Source organism: Streptomyces sp. NBC_00377 (assembly GCF_036075115.1).
Taxonomy (GTDB): domain Bacteria; phylum Actinomycetota; class Actinomycetes; order Streptomycetales; family Streptomycetaceae; genus Streptomyces.
In genome coordinates, this window is record NZ_CP107958.1 from 8,132,640 (window position 1) to 8,146,788 (window position 14,149).

The following is a 14,149-nucleotide window of genomic DNA, read 5'->3' on the forward strand; positions in this document are numbered from 1 at the left end:
TCACCCACGGCACCTGATCCGACCGAAGGAGGGGACCATGGGCGCATGCGGACGAACGGAGCCCGGCTGCGGACCCTGGCCGGCGCGGTGCTGATGGCGGCCGTCACGGGGGCCTGCGCCGGTCAAGGAGACGGCAGGGAGCCTGCGAACGCCACGGCGAGCGCGCCCGGCACGGGTACGGCTACCCGCAGCGGCAGCGGCAGCGGCAGCGGGACCGGAACCGGCACTCGCCCCGAAGCCCCGCCGACCGCACCGGCCCCTCACTTCGACGAAGAGATCGGACTGCCCGACGGCCGGCGGGTGGGCATGTCGTACGTCGACGGGCGCGGCCTCGTGGAACAGCACCGGGCCGCGGGCGCGGACGGGTGGAGCGCGCCGCACGTCGTGTACGCGACCACGACGGACCGGTGCCAGAGCCTCACGCTCCGGGTGTTCGGCGGGAGGGTCGCGGTCATCGCCGACTGGGGCGACTACTGCTACGACGGCGAACCGCCCATGGAGTCGGTCGCCGCCGTCGGCACGGCGGACCTCGCCCGCTGGGACACGAACCTCACCAGGAGCTTCGACGGCTGGACGAAGGTCGCCCCCGTGGGCGACTCGGGCGACCTCCTGTTCACCGAAAGCTCCACCGAACGACTGACCCGGCTCCGGTGGAGCCCGACGGAGGGCTTCGCGCAGGTGGAGGAGATCCCGCGCTGACCTCGGGGTCGCCCTTCATGTGCGGCACACGCGCGTGCACGCACGCGTGGCCCTCTCCGCCGGTGAGCGCCGGCCGGCAGCGGGAGGACGACCGCGAAACATCGAGCGACGCGGGCTGACTTGGTGTTTTACAGTGGCTCTCGCCAGTCCAGGAGACTCCGGAACCTGTGAGGTACACGCTCATCATGTCGACCGAAACGTTTGAGTTCCAGGTAGAGGCCCGTCAGCTGTTGCAGCTGATGATCCACTCGGTCTACTCGAACAAGGACGTCTTTCTCCGCGAACTCGTGTCCAACGCCTCCGACGCGCTCGACAAGTTGCGTCTTGCCGCGCTGCGGGACGACACGCTCGACGCCGACGTGTCCGACCCGCACATCGAGATCGAGATCGACGAGGAGTCCCGCACCCTGACGGTTCGGGACAACGGCATCGGGATGTCGTACGACGAGGTCGGCCGGCTCATCGGCACGATCGCCAACTCGGGTACGGCGACGTTCGCGCAGGAGCTGCGGGAGGCCCAGGAGGAGGCCGGGGCCGAGGGCCTCATCGGGCAGTTCGGCGTCGGCTTCTACTCCGGTTTCATGGTGGCCGACGAGATGACCCTGCTGACCCGGCGGGCCGGTGAGAGCCAGGGCACCCGCTGGTCGTCGCGCGGTGAGGGCACGTACACGCTGGCGCGGGTGGACGACGCGCCGCAGGGCACGTCCGTCACGCTGCACCTGAAGCCCGCCGACGCGGACGACCAGCTGCACGACTACACCGCGGACCGGACGATCAGGCAGATCGTCAAGCGCTACTCGGACTTCATCACCTGGCCTATCAGACTGATCCCCAGGACGGCCCCCGCGACCTCCGGCGACACCGCCTCCGACGACACCGCGGAGACCGCCGCGGCAGCGGGCGAACCCGAGACACTCAACTCGATGAAGGCCCTGTGGGCCCGCTCGCGCGACGAGGTGTCCGACGACGAGTACCACGAGCTGTACAAGCACATCAGCCACGACTGGCGCGACCCCCTGGAGACCGTCCGGCTCCAGGCGGAGGGCACCTTCGAGTACCAGGCGCTGCTGTTCCTGCCCTCGCACGCCCCGCACGACCTGTACAACCAGAACCACCAGCGCGGTGTGCAGCTGTATGTGAAGCGCGTCTTCATCATGGACGACTGCGAAGCGCTGCTGCCGCCCTATCTGCGCTTCGTCAAGGGTGTGGTCGACGCGGCGGACCTCTCGCTGAACGTCTCCCGCGAGATCCTCCAGCAGGACCGGCACATCCGGATGATGCAGCGCCGGCTCACCAAGAAGGTCGTGTCGACGGTCAAGGACATGATGACCGCGGCCCCCGACCGTTACGCCACCTTCTGGCGGGAGTTCGGCGCCGTCCTGAAGGAAGGACTGCTGACCGACTCCGACAACCGCGACACCCTCCTCGCCGTCTCGTCGTTCGCGACCACGCACAGCGAGGACGAGCCGACGACGCTGAAGGCGTACCTGGAGCGGATGAAGGACGGGCAGGACGCCGTCTACTACCTGACCGGCGAGTCCCGGCAGAGCATCGAGAACTCCCCGCACATGGAGGCGTTCCGGGCGAAGGGCATCGAGGTCCTGCTCCTCACCGACCCGGTCGACGAGGTGTGGGTCGACGCGGTCGGCGAGTTCGAGGGCAAACCGCTGCGGTCCGTCGCCAAGGGCGAGGTCGACCTCGGCGGGCAGGACGACGAGCAGACCGAGGGTGAGCGCGAGAAGCAGGGCGAGGAGTACGCCGGTCTGCTCGGCTGGATGAAGGAGCAGCTGGGCGAGGACGTCAAGGAGGTGCGGCTGTCGTCCCGCCTCACCGTGTCGCCGGCCTGCATCGTCTCCGACGCGCACGACCTCACCCCGGCGCTGGAGAACATGTACCGCGCGATGGGGCAGGAGGTGCCGCGCGCCCTGCGGATCCTCGAACTCAACCCCGATCACGCGCTGGTGAAGGGCCTGAACCAGGCCTACAACGAGCGCGCGGACCGGGCCGGACTCGCCGAGACCGCCGAGCTCCTGCACGGCCTGGCGGTCCTCGCCGAGGGCGGACGGCCGAAGGAGCCCGGACGGTTCGTGAAGCTGGTGGCGGACCAACTGGAGCGCGCACTGTAGGACACCGCGGAGACCGGGCAGAGCCCCCCGCCCGGTCTCCGCGCCCACCTGTCCCGGCGGCCGGTCTCCGCTCTCGCCGCTCACTCGGACGGCGGCCGGTCCCGGCTCTCGCCGCCCATCCGGACGGCGGCCGCCACACGATCTCGCGACCGGCCGTCACATGATTTCGCCATCGGCCATCGGCCATCGGCCACCGGTCCCGCGGCCACCGGCTACCGGTCCCGCGGCCACCGGCTACCGGTCCCGCGGCCACCGGCCACCGGCCACCGGCCACGGGTCCGGGGCGACCGGCGCCGGCCTCAGCCGCGCGGGGCCTCGCCGGGCGCCGTCGGACGGGTCGTCGCCTGCCCGCCTTCTCAGCCTCGCGCGACCGACCTCAGCACCACGAACTTCCGGTCACCGGCGACCAGTTCGGCGTTGCCGAACAGCCGCTTCAGCTTGACGTGATAGCCGAGGTGCCGGTTGCCCACCACCCACAGTTCCCCGCCCGGACGCAGCGCGCGCCGCGCGCCCGTGAACATCCGCCAGGCCGTCGCGTCCGTCGTCGCCTGGTGGGAGTGGAACGGCGGGTTGTTCAGCACCACGTCCACACTGCCGTCCGCCACCCCCGCCAGTCCGTCGCCGACCCGGAACTCGGCGTGCCCCGGCACCCCGTTCGCCTTGTACGTCGCCTCGGCCGACGCCACCGCCTGGAACGACTCGTCCGTGAAAAGCACCTCGGCCCGTGGATCGGCCAGCGCCACCGCCGTGCCCACGATCCCGTTGCCGCAGCCCAGGTCGACGACCCGCTGGTCGCCACCGGTCCTCGGCAGGTGCCGCAGGAGGAACCGGGTGCCGATGTCGAGCCGGTCGGCGCAGAACACGCCCGCGTGGTTGACGACCGGACGCCCGGAGAGGATGCCGCCGATGTCGTCGGGGAGACCGTAGGTGTAAGGCCAGGGGTTGGCAGGACGCTTCAGCGACGGGTCCGGGGTGCAGAGGATGAGCCGGGCCTTCTGCTCGGCCAAGGACGTCCGGGTCGGTCCGAGGATCCGCTCGAACAGCTTCAGCGTCGAGGTGTGGATCTCCTTCACCATGCCGGTGCCGGCCACGACCGTGTCCGCGTGCACGGCGGGCGCCAGCCGCAGCAGCTGGTCCTCCAGCAGCGCCAGGCTCTTGGGCACCCGGACCAGCAGCACGTCGATCCGCTCCGGAACCGGGTCCTGCGTGGTGAGCAGCCGTACGGCGCCGGTCTCCACGCCGTTGCGCGCGAGGTTCGCCCGGGTCGCCTCCTGTCCCAGCCAGGAGTCGGTGATCTGGAGCGGGCGGTGCGCCGAGAGCGCCGTGACCAGCGCACCCCAGCGGTCGCCGAGCACCACCACCGTGCCGGTCAGCGGAACGTCCTGCTCCGCCAGGTACCTGAGCAGGTACGCGTCGGAGGCGTCCCAGGCGCGCAGCCTGTCGCGCGGGTCCTCGGGGTGGCGGGCCAGCGCGACCTCGCCCCACGGCGTCGTCATACGGTCGTTCATCGTGCCTCAAGGCTAACCGAGCCGCAGCTCAGGCCCGGTGTGTACCCATGACGGAGGATGGGTCCATGGACGACGAGCTGTTTCCCCGGGAGCGTGCGCAGATCGCGCCGGGCGCGGTGCACCTGCCCGGCTGGCTGGACCCGGCGCACCAGCGTGAGCTGCTCGCGGCCTGCCGGGACTGGGCCCGCCCGCCGGCCGGTCTGCGCACGGTCCGTACACCCGGCGGCGGCACCATGACCGCCCGCCAGGTCTGTCTGGGCTGGCACTGGTACCCGTACGCCTACGCCCGCACGGTCGGCGACGGCGACGGCGCGCCCGTCAAGCCCTTCCCCGCCTGGCTGGGCGAGCTGGGCCGGCGCGCGGTGGCCGACACGCTGGGGCCGGCGGAGGCCCGGGACGCCGCGTACGACATCGCGTTGATCAACTTCTATGACGGCGACGCCCACATGGGCATGCACCGTGACGCCGACGAGCGGTCCGGCGCGCCCGTGGTCTCCCTCAGCCTCGGCGACACCTGCGTCTTCCGCTTCGGCAACACGCTCACCCGCACCCGCCCGTACACCGACGTGGAGCTGCGCAGCGGCGACCTGTTCGTGTTCGGGGGGCCGTCCCGGCCGGCGTATCACGGGGTGCCGCGCGTGCTGCCGGGCACGGCGCCGACCGGGCTGGGGCTGAGCGGGCGGCTGAACATCACCCTGCGGGTCAGTGGCTTCCCGGACGCCACCTGACGAAGCGGATCATGGGAGACTCGCCCTCATGAGCGGCAAGGCGGACCCCCGGCCGGCGGGGGATGGGACCCCCTCGAGGGCGCGGTTGGACCGCGGGCGCGGTGCGCTCGGGCCCGCGCTGGAGCTCGTGCACACCGGGCGGGCGCCCACCCGCGCGGTGCTCACCGCCGAACTCGGCGTCACCCGCGCGACGGCCGGCGCGGTCGCGGCGGAGCTGGAGGCGCTGGGCCTGATCAGGGTCGACGCGCGGCCCGCTGCCGCAGCCGGTTCGCAGGGCCGCCCCTCCCACCGGCTCGAAGTCGCGGAAGAAGGCCCTGTCGCCCTCGCCGCGCAGGTCCATGCCGACGGGTTCCGGGCCGCACTGGTCGGGCTCGGTGGGCGGATCGTCGCCACCACGCCCAGCTGCGAGGCGGTCGACGCCGATCCCGCTAAGGTGCTCGGCGCCGCCGTCGACGCCGGCGCCGAACTGCTGCGCGAGACGGGCCGGCCCTGCGTGGGCGCGGGCCTCGCCGTACCGTCCGCGGTCACCGAACCCGAGGGCCTCGCGCTGAACCCCCTGCACCTCGCGTGGCCGGTGGGCGCGCCGGTGCGGGAGATCTTCGCCGAGCGGGTCCGCGCCGCCGGTCTGGCCGGGTCCGCGTTCGTGGGCAACGACGTCAATCTCGCCGCCCTCGCGGAACACCGGCACGGCGCCGGACGTGGCGCCCGCGACCTGCTGTGCGTCGCCACCGGGCACCGGGGTGTCGGCGGCGCGCTGGTGCTCGACGGCCGCCTGCACACGGGCAGTGCGGGACTCGCCCTCGAAGTCGGCCATCTCACCGTCAACCCTGAGGGCCGCCCCTGCTACTGCGGCAGCCGCGGGTGTCTCGACGTGGAGGCGGACCCGCTCGCCCTCCTCACCACCGCGGGCCGCGACCCCGGACCCGAGGGGTCCCTGCTCCAGCAGGCCGACGAACTGGTTCAAGAGGAGTACGGCGACCCGGTGGTCCGCAGGGCCGCCGAAGCCCTGATCGACCGGCTCGGCCAGGGACTGGCCGGTCTGGTCAACATCCTCAACCCCGACCGCATCATCCTCGGCGGCCTGCACCGCACCCTCCTCGAAGCCGACCCCGAGCGGCTGCGCGCGGTCGTCGCCGACCGGAGCCTGTGGGGCCGCAGCGGCGGTGTCCCCATCCTCGCCTGCTCCCTCGACCACAACAGCCTCGTCGGCGCGGCCGAGTTGGCCTGGCAGCCGGTGCTGGACGACCCCCTGCGGGCCCTGCGGCCCCTCTGAGCCGCGCCGACGCCCCCGGCGCGACCGCGCCCACGGAACGGCCCGGCCCGGGGGACGCCGGGCACGCGTCGCCCAGCTCGGAGCACGTCCACGTACAGTGCGGCCCGGCCCGCGGCACGGGGGAGGGGGCGGATCAGTCGTCGTCGCAGGCGTGGGCGCGGAAGTCCTCGATCGACGAGGTCAGATTGCCGTCCTCGTCGGCACCCGGCACATCGCCGGCGGAATAGCGCACCTGTCCCGGTGTGAGCGCGGCCAGGTCCGCGCGTGTGAAGGACACGCTGTTCGTGGACCAGGAGTTGTCCTCGGTCGTTCCGTAGAGGACGTAGGTGCGCTGCCCTTCGAGCGCCGTCGGCATCGCCCGGTGGACGCTCCAGCCCTCGCCGCCGGCGTGCAGCGGCCAGGTGAGGTAGCCGGTGGCCGGCTCCGCGCGGCGCCAGCTCCCCACGTCCTCGGACTCGTCGCCGGGGCCGGGGGAGTACAGGATGGCGGCGTCGATGTGATGGTGACAGACCATCAGGACGCCGACCGGCCGGCCGTCCCGGGTCACCGTGATGCCCGTGGCGCCGGCGACCGGCACCGTGCAGCCGGCGGACGAGGCCAGCGCCAAGGCGCCGGCGCAGGTCGCGGCGGCGTACCGGATCCGCATGGTCACCCCCTGGAGGAGACTCACATCGTGGTCTCCGCAGCCACAACCGGCAAGGAGGGTGTCCCAGTTGTTACCGGTGCCGGAAGCCGTCCGCAGCGGGTCGCGGGCCCGGAGTCCATCGGGCCCGGAGTCCATCGGGCCCGGAGTCCATCGGGCCCGGAGTCCATCGGGGCAGGCGTCGCCGCGCGGCCGCTGGAGCAGGACCCACGAGCGCCGGAACCCGATGCCCCACGGCCACCGCGCGCGGCTGGTCGGGCAGGTCGGCGCGGCGTCGAAGTACGTTGAACTCATGACAGACCAACTGACCGTGAGTGTCCTGGGGACCGGCATCATGGGTGCCGCGATGGCCCGCAACCTCGCCCGGGCCGGTCACACCGTGCGTGCCTGGAACCGCACCCGTGCCAAGGCCGAGCCGCTCACCGCCGACGGCGTGCGCGTCGTCGACACCCCCGCCGAGGCGGTCGAGGGCGCGGATGTCGTCCTGACCATGCTGTACGACGGCCCCGCAGCCCTGGAGGTCATGCGCGAGGCCGCTCCCGCCCTGCGCGCGGGGACGGCCTGGGTGCAGTCGACGACCGCCGGGACCGGGGCCATGGGCGATCTGGCCGCCTTCGCCCGTGCACACGACCTCGTCTTCTTCGACGCGCCGGTGCTGGGCACCCGGCAGCCCGCCGAGGCCGGCCGGCTGACCGTGCTGGCGGCGGGCCCGAGCGCGCACCGCGACGCGGTGACGCCGGTCTTCGACGCGGTCGGCGCTCGCACGGTGTGGACGGGGGAGGACGGCGGCGAGGGCAGTGCGACCCGTCTGAAGCTGGTGGCCAACAGCTGGGTCATCGCGGCCACCGCCGCGGCGGGTGAGGTCCTCGCCCTGTCGCAGTCCCTGGGCGTGGACCCGGACGCGTTCTTCTCGCTGATCGCGGGTGGCCCGCTCGACATGGGGTACCTGAAGGCGAAGACCGGCCTGATCCTCGAGGACCGGCTGACACCGCCGCAGTTCGCGGTGGCGACGGCCGCGAAGGACGCCCGTCTGATCGTCGAGGCCGGCCGGGAGAACGGCGTCCGGCTGGACGTGGCGGCGGCGAGCGCCGAGCGCCTGGAGCGGGCCGCCGCTCAGGGCCACGGCGAGGAGGACATGGCCGCCGCCTACTTCGCCAGCTTCGACGAGAACGACTGACCGCGAGGAGCCCCATGTCCAAGCCCCCGCTTCCCCCCGAGGCCGTGGAACTGCTCAGCCGCCCCAACCCCTGTGTGATGGCGACCCTGCGTTCCGACGGAGCTCCCGTCTCCACCCCCACCTGGTACGTCTGGGAGGACGGACGGGTCCTGATCAGCCTGGACGAGAGCCGGGTCCGCCTCGAACATCTGCGCCGCGATCCTCGCATCAGCCTCACCGTCCTGGACGGCGACGACTGGTACACGCACGTCACGCTCCTCGGACGGGTGGCCGGGCTGCACCAGGACGAAGGGTTGACCGACATCGACCGCATCTCCACCCACTACACCGGCAAGCCGTATCCGGACCGGGTCCGCTCCCGGGTCAGCGCCTGGATCGAGGTCGACCGCTGGCACGGCTGGGGCGCCCTGAAAGACAGCGGCCAGGCGTCCACCTGACCGTCCCCGCGGCCGCGGTGTCCCCCCAGCACGGCCGCGGTCACGGCGCCTGGGACCGCGCTGCCGGTCCGATCCGGTCCGTTGCGATGGGGTCCGTTCCGGCCGGGCTCAGCGCCACTCCACGCCGAAGGCCCGCCCCGGGTTCTCGGTGAGGATCCTCGCCACCAGCTCCTCACCCACCGCGAGCACCAGCCGCGGCGCGACCCGGCGCAGCAGGTACGGCATCCCGGGGCCGCCGTTCACCGACCGCGCCGCGGCCGTCGTGGTGTCACCCCCCAGCAGCAGCCGGTCGCCGTGGCCGGCGTCGGCCAGGGCCCGTACGGCGTCCGGCATCCGCCAGTCGGTGGGGTGGTTGGCGCGCGACGGGCCGTCGAAGGCGAGCCAGCAGCCCGCCTCGGCGGCCAGGCGGTGCACCACCCCGTCCGGGGAGCGGTTGAGGTGTCCGAGGATCACCCGGTGCGGGGGCACACCCAACTCCCCGCACAGCAGGTCGAGAACGTCGAGCGCGCCGGTGCCCAGCTCCAGGTGGACGGCGACGGGCGCGCCCGTGGCGTGATGCGCCTCGGCCGCGGCGGTCATGGTCCACCGGGCGTGCGCGTCGAGGGCGTGGAACCCGCCGGCGACCTTGACGAGCCCGGCCCGCACCCCCGACGTCCCGATGCCCACGGTCAGCTCGGCCACGAACACCTCGGCGAGCCGGTGCCGCAGCCCGTCGAGCGTCGCCCCGTCGTAGTGCACGTCCTGGTGCAGCCCCGTCGCGGCCACCACGTGCACCCCGGCCTCCCGGGACAGGGGCGGCAGATCCGCCGCGCGCCGCCCGAGACCGTAGGGCGTCCACTGCACGACGGCGTCACCGCCCTGCGTGCGGAACGCGTCGAGCTCGGCGCGCGCCGCCGAGCGGCTGTTCAGCTCCTGGCCGGGCAGTCGGGGACTGCCGAAGAACAGGTGGTCGTGCGCGTCGCACACGCCGAGCTCCTCGGCCGGGATGTCCCCGAGGACCGTCCTGACGGCCCTCACCACTGCCGGCCCCCGGGCAGGGCGGCCCGTCCCGGCGCCGACAGGTGCAGCACCCGGAACAGGTCGCCCTCGGCCTTCGGCGTGCCGTGCTCCCAGAGGGAGAGGTGCACGCTCTCCCAGCGGCTCGTGTCCATCGCCGCAGCCGTGAGCACCGCCCCGTCCTCCCGCGCCAGCCGTGCGGTCTCGTCCACCGCCTCCCGCACAGCCTCGGCGAGCGGCACCCCGTCCGGCACGCGCCGGCGCCGCCGTACGGCGAACGGGGCGGGGGAACCGATGGCGGCGCCCTCCTCGTAGGCCAGGCCCGTCCACTGACGGACCGCCGGTCGCCCGAAGTCGTCGCTCAGCCGCTGGAAGCCGCCGCCCCAGAGGAAGGTGTTCATGCCCTCCACGGTGTTCCAGAGGTAGAACGGCGCGTACTGGTTGACCGGCGATCCGTGGATCCCGCGTTCGCGCACCAGGTACGCCTTGACGCCGAGGCCCTCCCAGTCGTCGAGGAGGTGGCCGACGCGGGACACGCGCGTGCGGATGGCGTCCATGTCGTAGTCGGCGGGCAGCGTGAGTTCGTACTGCATGGCGTGCATCAGGCCTCCTGGCCGGCCGGACGGGGTGCGAGCAGCGAGAGCAGTCCGCGGACCCCCGCGTCGAAGGCGGTAGGCGAACCGGACGCGCGTGCCAGGACGTAGCCGCCCTGGACGGTCGCGACGACGGTGGCGGCGATCGCCTCGCCGTCCAGTCCGGGTGCGAACTGCCCCTGCTCCTTGCCCTCTTCGACGATGTGCGCGATCCGTTCACGGATCAGGTCGATCGTCTCGTCGACGGGTGCCCGCAGCTCGTCGCTGGCGATCACGTCGGGGTCCATCGTCAGCCGCCCGACGGGGCAGCCGCGCAGCACGTCCCGCTCGCGCGTCAGGTACGCCTCGATGCGCTCGTACGGTGTGCCCGGCCCGTCGAGCACTCCCTCGGCGGTGGCGCGCATCTCGTCGGCGGTCCGCCGGATCGCGGCCAGGGCCAGGTCCGGCTTGCCCCTGAAGTGGTGGTACATGCTGCCCTGCCCGGCGCCCGCGCGCTCCAGGATCGCCTTGGGGCTCGTCCCCACGTAACCGCGCTCCCAGAGCAGCTCCCGGGTGGACTCGATCAGTCGCTCCGCAGTGCTCATGACCCGACTGTACATACTGGTAGTTACAGAAGTCGAGCACGCAAGCCGACCTAGCACACGGACGCGACGGAGCACGACCGAGCACACGGACGCGACGGAGCACGCGGACGCGACGGAGCACACGGACCCGACCGAGGACGCGGGTCCGATCGGGCATTGAGGCCGTTCCGCAGGGAGCAGCCGCGACCCGCGCGCGTACTCCCGGCGAGGTACGCGCACTGCCGCTGACCGTACGACGACCCGGACCCCCGCCCCGCGGGACTCTCGAGGCATCACACGAACCCACCGAGGAGATGACCCGATGAACACCCTGGCGAACTGGGACGGTGGCGGACCCGGCCCGTGGATCCTGTTCCTCCCGCTGATCTGGGCGGCCGTGGTGATCGGCGTCGTCACGGTCCTGCGCCGCACCGCCCGCCGCGGCCGCCGCGGCCCGTGGGGCGCGACCGGCGACCCCCGGCCCACCGGCGACTCGCCCCTCGCCGTCCTCGGCCGTCGTTTCGCCTCCGGCGAGATCGACGAGGACGAGTACTGGCGCCGGCTGTCCGTCCTGGACGAGCAGTTCGGCCGCGCGGGCAGGGGCGATGCGGCATGAGCACCGCGCTGGTGGACGTCACCGCCGGAGCCCTGGCCGGCCTGCCCCCGGCGCGGCGCCCGGCCCGCCCGGACGTACTGCGGGCCGTCGCCGCCGAGTGACGTACGCCCGAACGGCGTACATCCCGGGTACCGGTCACCGTGGCGCACGCGGACGCGTGCCCAAGGACGTCACCGCCCGGTCAGCCGACGACGGCCGACCGGGCGGGGGCATGTGCGGGCCGCAGATCGTCGACGCAGACGACCTCCGTGAACCGGGGCGACGCCTGCTCCCGTGGCATGCGACGCGGCGGACGCGCCGCCGGCTCACGGGCGGCGACAGGCGCCGGCAGCGTGAACCACACGACCTTGCCCGAGTCGCCGTCCGGCCGGGCGCCCCAGCTCTCGCTCACCGCGGCCACCATGGCCAGCCCGCGCCCACAGGTGGCGAGGATCCCCTCGTCCACGGGCCCCACGACCGGCAGCCGCGGATCGTGGTCGCGCACGGAGACGGTGAGCCGGTCCAGCAGCAGCTCCATCTCCACGACGCACGTCTTGTCCGGCTTGGCGTGCAGGTGGACGTTGGTCAGCAGCTCCGTCACACCGAGTGCGGCCCGGTCTATGAGCGGATCCATATGCCAGTAGCGCAACTGCGCCGATACGATTCTGCGGACCTGGCCGATCCGCGACGGCAGGGCCTGAAGCTCGACCGTGCAGTGCCTGCTTGGGTTGGTGATCACGGCTGCGACTCCCCGACTTAGGTCCGGAAGAACACGGAGTTCGGATCGAGCAGGGCAACTGCGCAAGGCGGCCGCCTGCTGTCGTGGCCGGCGGGGCTGGTTCGCAGCGTTATCGCCGGTAAACCCAGAGTGACGTGAGACCAGAGTGGCGCAGCGGCCGCATTGCCGCAACTCGCGGTGGTCCGGCCGCCCCGCCCGGTCTCCTGCCGGCGCCGGCTCAGCCGCCGCGCCCCGCCGCCCTGCGCACGGCCTCGATGAAGCGGCGCGCCGCGGGTGGCCCCGGTTCGCCGGGCGCCGGGTCGTGCTCGCCGAGCGTCAGCAGGTACCGGTTGCCGTTGAGATCGGCCAGAGCCCGGTCCTCGGGCGCGAACCAGGGCCGGGAGGCGCGGACCGCCTGCACCGGCGCACTGTCGATCTCGCTGCCGTAACTGGTCAGCAACTCCAGCCTGCCGTCACTGATCCGGACCTGACCGGCCCGGGTGAGCGAACGCAGCCGCTTCCCGATGCGCACGCCCGTAGCCGTGAACTCCGGCTCCGCCATGCCTCCCCGCCCCCTTGTGCGCCTGGGCGGGCCGAACCGTGCACCCGCTTGGGTCGTGATCCAGCCCGCGTCGTGATCGAACCCGTCCTCGATCCAGTGTGCGCCCCCGTCCGGGACCCTCGTCCGGACCGGCGTCATCACCTCGCCCGGACCTTCGCCCGACCCGGTGCAGTCTGCCCCGGCCCGGCGTCGAGCACCAGTGCGTGCGACGCCTCGGGGCCACCTGCCCGGAGCATTCACCGGAATGCGCCCCCAGGTGCCCGCAACCGCCCCCCAGGGCCGCCTTTGGGACCCCCAAAGGTGTGTTTATGCAGGTGAGAAGCGTGTGCAAGGTGTTTATGATCGGTATGCCGACCGCGCGGACCACCGTCGGCGCACAGCCGAAGGAGCCCCCGCCGTGACCACGCCCCAGCACAGCAGGACCGGCGCCACCCTCGACGTCGACCGCACCGACACCGCCTACCGCGACTGGCTCAAAGAAGCCGTCCGCAAGGTCCAGGCGGACGCCAACCGTTCGGCCGACACCCATCTGCTGCGCTTCCCGCTCCCGGACAAGTGGGGCATCGACCTGTACCTCAAGGACGAGTCGACCCACCCCACCGGAAGCCTCAAGCACCGGCTCGCCCGCTCCCTCTTCCTCTACGGCCTGTGCAACGGCTGGATCCGGCCGGGCCGCCCGGTGATCGAGGCGTCCAGCGGTTCGACCGCCGTCTCCGAGGCGTACTTCGCCAAGCTGATCGGCGTGCCCTTCATCGCGGTCATGCCGCGCACGACGAGCGCCGAGAAGATCCGCCTGATCGAGTTCCACGGCGGCCGCTGCCACTTCGTCGACGACCCCCGCACGATGTACGAGGAGTCCGCCCGCCTCGCGGTGGACGGCGGCGGCCACTACATGGACCAGTTCACCTACGCGGAACGGGCCACGGACTGGCGCGGCAACAACAACATCGCCGAATCCATCTTCCGCCAACTGGAGTGGGAACGTTTCCCGGAGCCCGCCTGGATCGTGGCCACAGCCGGCACCGGCGGCACCTCCGCGACCCTCGCCCGGTACGTGCACTACACCCAGCGCAACACCCGCGTCTGCGTCGCCGACCCGGAGAACTCGTGCTTCTTCGAGGGCTGGACCACCGGCGATCCGGACGTCACCTGCGACTGCGGCTCACGCATCGAGGGCATCGGCCGCCCGCGCATGGAGCCGAGCTTCGTGCCCGGCGCCGTCGACCGGATGATGAAGGTCCCGGACGCGGCCAGCGTCGCCTCCGTACGAGCCCTGGAACGCGCCATCGGCCGTAAGGCGGGCGGCTCGACGGGCACGGGACTGTGGAGCGCGCTGAAGATCGTCGCCGAGATGGTGGCCGACGGAGAGCGCGGCAGCGTGGTCACCCTGCTGTGCGACCCGGGCGACCGCTACCTCGACAAGTACTACTCCGACGCCTGGCTCGCCGCCCAGGGCCTCGACATCAGCCCGTACACCGCCGCGATCGAGACGCTGCTGGCCACGGGCGTGTGGCAGGCCTGACTGCGCGGG

The 14,149-nt window shown here is 72.7% G+C and carries 15 protein-coding genes; 8 read left to right on the forward strand and 7 right to left on the reverse strand.

What is annotated here, in order from left to right; all coding sequences use genetic code 11:
* The first annotated feature begins 45 nt into the window (after positions 1-45).
* On the forward strand, positions 46-699 hold the full coding sequence (locus OHS71_RS36180; RefSeq protein WP_328483530.1) for a hypothetical protein: 654 nt from the start codon (positions 46-48) through the stop codon (positions 697-699).
* Positions 700-884: 185 nt separating this feature from the next.
* On the forward strand, positions 885-2,825 hold the full coding sequence (htpG, locus tag OHS71_RS36185) for a molecular chaperone HtpG (protein WP_328483531.1): 1,941 nt from the start codon (positions 885-887) through the stop codon (positions 2,823-2,825).
* A 356-nt stretch (positions 2,826-3,181) separates the two neighbouring features.
* On the opposite strand, the gene OHS71_RS36190 is transcribed toward htpG, so the two are convergent.
* Positions 3,182-4,321, reverse strand: a complete 1,140-nt coding sequence (locus OHS71_RS36190) for a methyltransferase (RefSeq protein WP_328484761.1) — start codon at positions 4,319-4,321, stop codon at positions 3,182-3,184.
* A gap of 77 nt (positions 4,322-4,398) precedes the next feature.
* Here OHS71_RS36190 and OHS71_RS36195 point away from each other — a divergent pair, with 77 nt between their 5' ends.
* Together OHS71_RS36195 and OHS71_RS36200 are read left to right on the forward strand one after the other, a co-directional pair.
* Positions 4,399-5,061: an alpha-ketoglutarate-dependent dioxygenase AlkB family protein gene (locus OHS71_RS36195; RefSeq protein WP_328483532.1), complete on the forward strand. Its 663-nt coding sequence runs from the start codon at positions 4,399-4,401 to the stop codon at positions 5,059-5,061.
* A 28-nt stretch (positions 5,062-5,089) separates the two neighbouring features.
* Positions 5,090-6,334 carry an ROK family protein gene (locus OHS71_RS36200; RefSeq protein WP_328483533.1) on the forward strand — a complete coding sequence of 415 codons (1,245 nt, stop codon included), beginning with the start codon at positions 5,090-5,092 and terminating at the stop codon, positions 6,332-6,334.
* A 133-nt stretch (positions 6,335-6,467) separates the two neighbouring features.
* On the opposite strand, the gene OHS71_RS36205 is transcribed toward OHS71_RS36200, so the two are convergent.
* Positions 6,468-7,004: a hypothetical protein gene (locus OHS71_RS36205; protein ID WP_328483534.1), complete on the reverse strand. Its 537-nt coding sequence runs from the start codon at positions 7,002-7,004 to the stop codon at positions 6,468-6,470.
* Positions 7,005-7,203: 199 nt separating this feature from the next.
* On the opposite strand from OHS71_RS36205, the gene OHS71_RS36210 reads away from it, so the two are divergent.
* Both OHS71_RS36210 and OHS71_RS36215 read left to right on the forward strand, forming a co-directional pair.
* Positions 7,204-8,154 carry an NAD(P)-dependent oxidoreductase gene (locus OHS71_RS36210; protein WP_328483535.1) on the forward strand — a complete coding sequence of 317 codons (951 nt, stop codon included), beginning with the start codon at positions 7,204-7,206 and terminating at the stop codon, positions 8,152-8,154.
* Positions 8,155-8,168: 14 nt separating this feature from the next.
* Entirely contained in the window at positions 8,169-8,591 is a 423-nt protein-coding gene (locus tag OHS71_RS36215) for a PPOX class F420-dependent oxidoreductase (protein ID WP_328483536.1), read from the forward strand.
* A 108-nt stretch (positions 8,592-8,699) separates the two neighbouring features.
* On the opposite strand, the gene OHS71_RS36220 is transcribed toward OHS71_RS36215, so the two are convergent.
* Genes OHS71_RS36220 through OHS71_RS36230 form a run of 3 tightly spaced genes read right to left on the reverse strand, consistent with a single transcriptional unit; the run spans position 8,700 to position 10,764 of the window.
* On the reverse strand, positions 8,700-9,608 hold the full coding sequence (locus tag OHS71_RS36220; protein WP_328483537.1) for a phosphotriesterase family protein: 909 nt from the start codon (positions 9,606-9,608) through the stop codon (positions 8,700-8,702).
* Entirely contained in the window at positions 9,605-10,189 is a 585-nt protein-coding gene (locus OHS71_RS36225) for a DUF4865 family protein (RefSeq protein ID WP_328483538.1), read from the reverse strand. Before OHS71_RS36225 ends, OHS71_RS36220 begins: the two co-directional genes overlap by 4 nt.
* Positions 10,189-10,764 carry a TetR/AcrR family transcriptional regulator gene (locus OHS71_RS36230; RefSeq protein WP_328483539.1) on the reverse strand — a complete coding sequence of 192 codons (576 nt, stop codon included), beginning with the start codon at positions 10,762-10,764 and terminating at the stop codon, positions 10,189-10,191. The genes OHS71_RS36225 and OHS71_RS36230 overlap by 1 nt, the downstream gene beginning before the upstream one ends.
* A gap of 301 nt (positions 10,765-11,065) precedes the next feature.
* Here OHS71_RS36230 and OHS71_RS36235 point away from each other — a divergent pair, with 301 nt between their 5' ends.
* Positions 11,066-11,359, forward strand: coding sequence for an SHOCT domain-containing protein (locus OHS71_RS36235; RefSeq protein ID WP_328483540.1), 294 nt, complete (start codon positions 11,066-11,068; stop codon positions 11,357-11,359).
* A 181-nt stretch (positions 11,360-11,540) separates the two neighbouring features.
* On the opposite strand, the gene OHS71_RS36240 is transcribed toward OHS71_RS36235, so the two are convergent.
* Positions 11,541-12,077 carry an ATP-binding protein gene (locus OHS71_RS36240; protein WP_328483541.1) on the reverse strand — a complete coding sequence of 179 codons (537 nt, stop codon included), beginning with the start codon at positions 12,075-12,077 and terminating at the stop codon, positions 11,541-11,543.
* A gap of 217 nt (positions 12,078-12,294) precedes the next feature.
* Positions 12,295-12,618 (reverse strand): hypothetical protein, encoded by a 324-nt coding sequence (locus tag OHS71_RS36245; protein ID WP_328483542.1) that lies wholly within the window; start codon positions 12,616-12,618, stop codon positions 12,295-12,297.
* A gap of 397 nt (positions 12,619-13,015) precedes the next feature.
* Between OHS71_RS36245 and OHS71_RS36250 the strand changes: the two genes are divergently transcribed.
* The gene (locus OHS71_RS36250; protein ID WP_328483543.1) at positions 13,016-14,140 is read left to right on the forward strand and encodes a PLP-dependent cysteine synthase family protein; all 1,125 of its coding nucleotides are present in this window, start codon (positions 13,016-13,018) and stop codon (positions 14,138-14,140) included.
* The last annotated feature ends 9 nt before the right edge of the window (positions 14,141-14,149 follow it).

Bases quoted from the DNA above. Each gene is read 5' to 3' on its own strand.
- OHS71_RS36195 (WP_328483532.1), top strand. From the start codon at position 4,399: ATGGACGACGAGCTGTTTCCCCGGGAGCGTGCGCAGATCGCGCCGGGC.
- OHS71_RS36200 (WP_328483533.1), top strand. From the start codon at position 5,090: ATGAGCGGCAAGGCGGACCCCCGGCCGGCGGGGGATGGGACCCCCTCG.
- OHS71_RS36180 (WP_328483530.1), top strand. From the start codon at position 46: ATGCGGACGAACGGAGCCCGGCTGCGGACCCTGGCCGGCGCGGTGCTG.
- OHS71_RS36190 (WP_328484761.1), bottom strand. From the start codon at position 4,321: ATGACGACGCCGTGGGGCGAGGTCGCGCTGGCCCGCCACCCCGAGGAC.
- OHS71_RS36235 (WP_328483540.1), top strand. From the start codon at position 11,066: ATGAACACCCTGGCGAACTGGGACGGTGGCGGACCCGGCCCGTGGATC.
- OHS71_RS36230 (WP_328483539.1), bottom strand. From the start codon at position 10,764: ATGAGCACTGCGGAGCGACTGATCGAGTCCACCCGGGAGCTGCTCTGG.
- OHS71_RS36225 (WP_328483538.1), bottom strand. From the start codon at position 10,189: ATGCACGCCATGCAGTACGAACTCACGCTGCCCGCCGACTACGACATG.
- htpG (WP_328483531.1), top strand. From the start codon at position 885: ATGTCGACCGAAACGTTTGAGTTCCAGGTAGAGGCCCGTCAGCTGTTG.
- OHS71_RS36210 (WP_328483535.1), top strand. From the start codon at position 7,204: ATGCCCCACGGCCACCGCGCGCGGCTGGTCGGGCAGGTCGGCGCGGCG.
- OHS71_RS36215 (WP_328483536.1), top strand. From the start codon at position 8,169: ATGTCCAAGCCCCCGCTTCCCCCCGAGGCCGTGGAACTGCTCAGCCGC.
- OHS71_RS36245 (WP_328483542.1), bottom strand. From the start codon at position 12,618: ATGGCGGAGCCGGAGTTCACGGCTACGGGCGTGCGCATCGGGAAGCGG.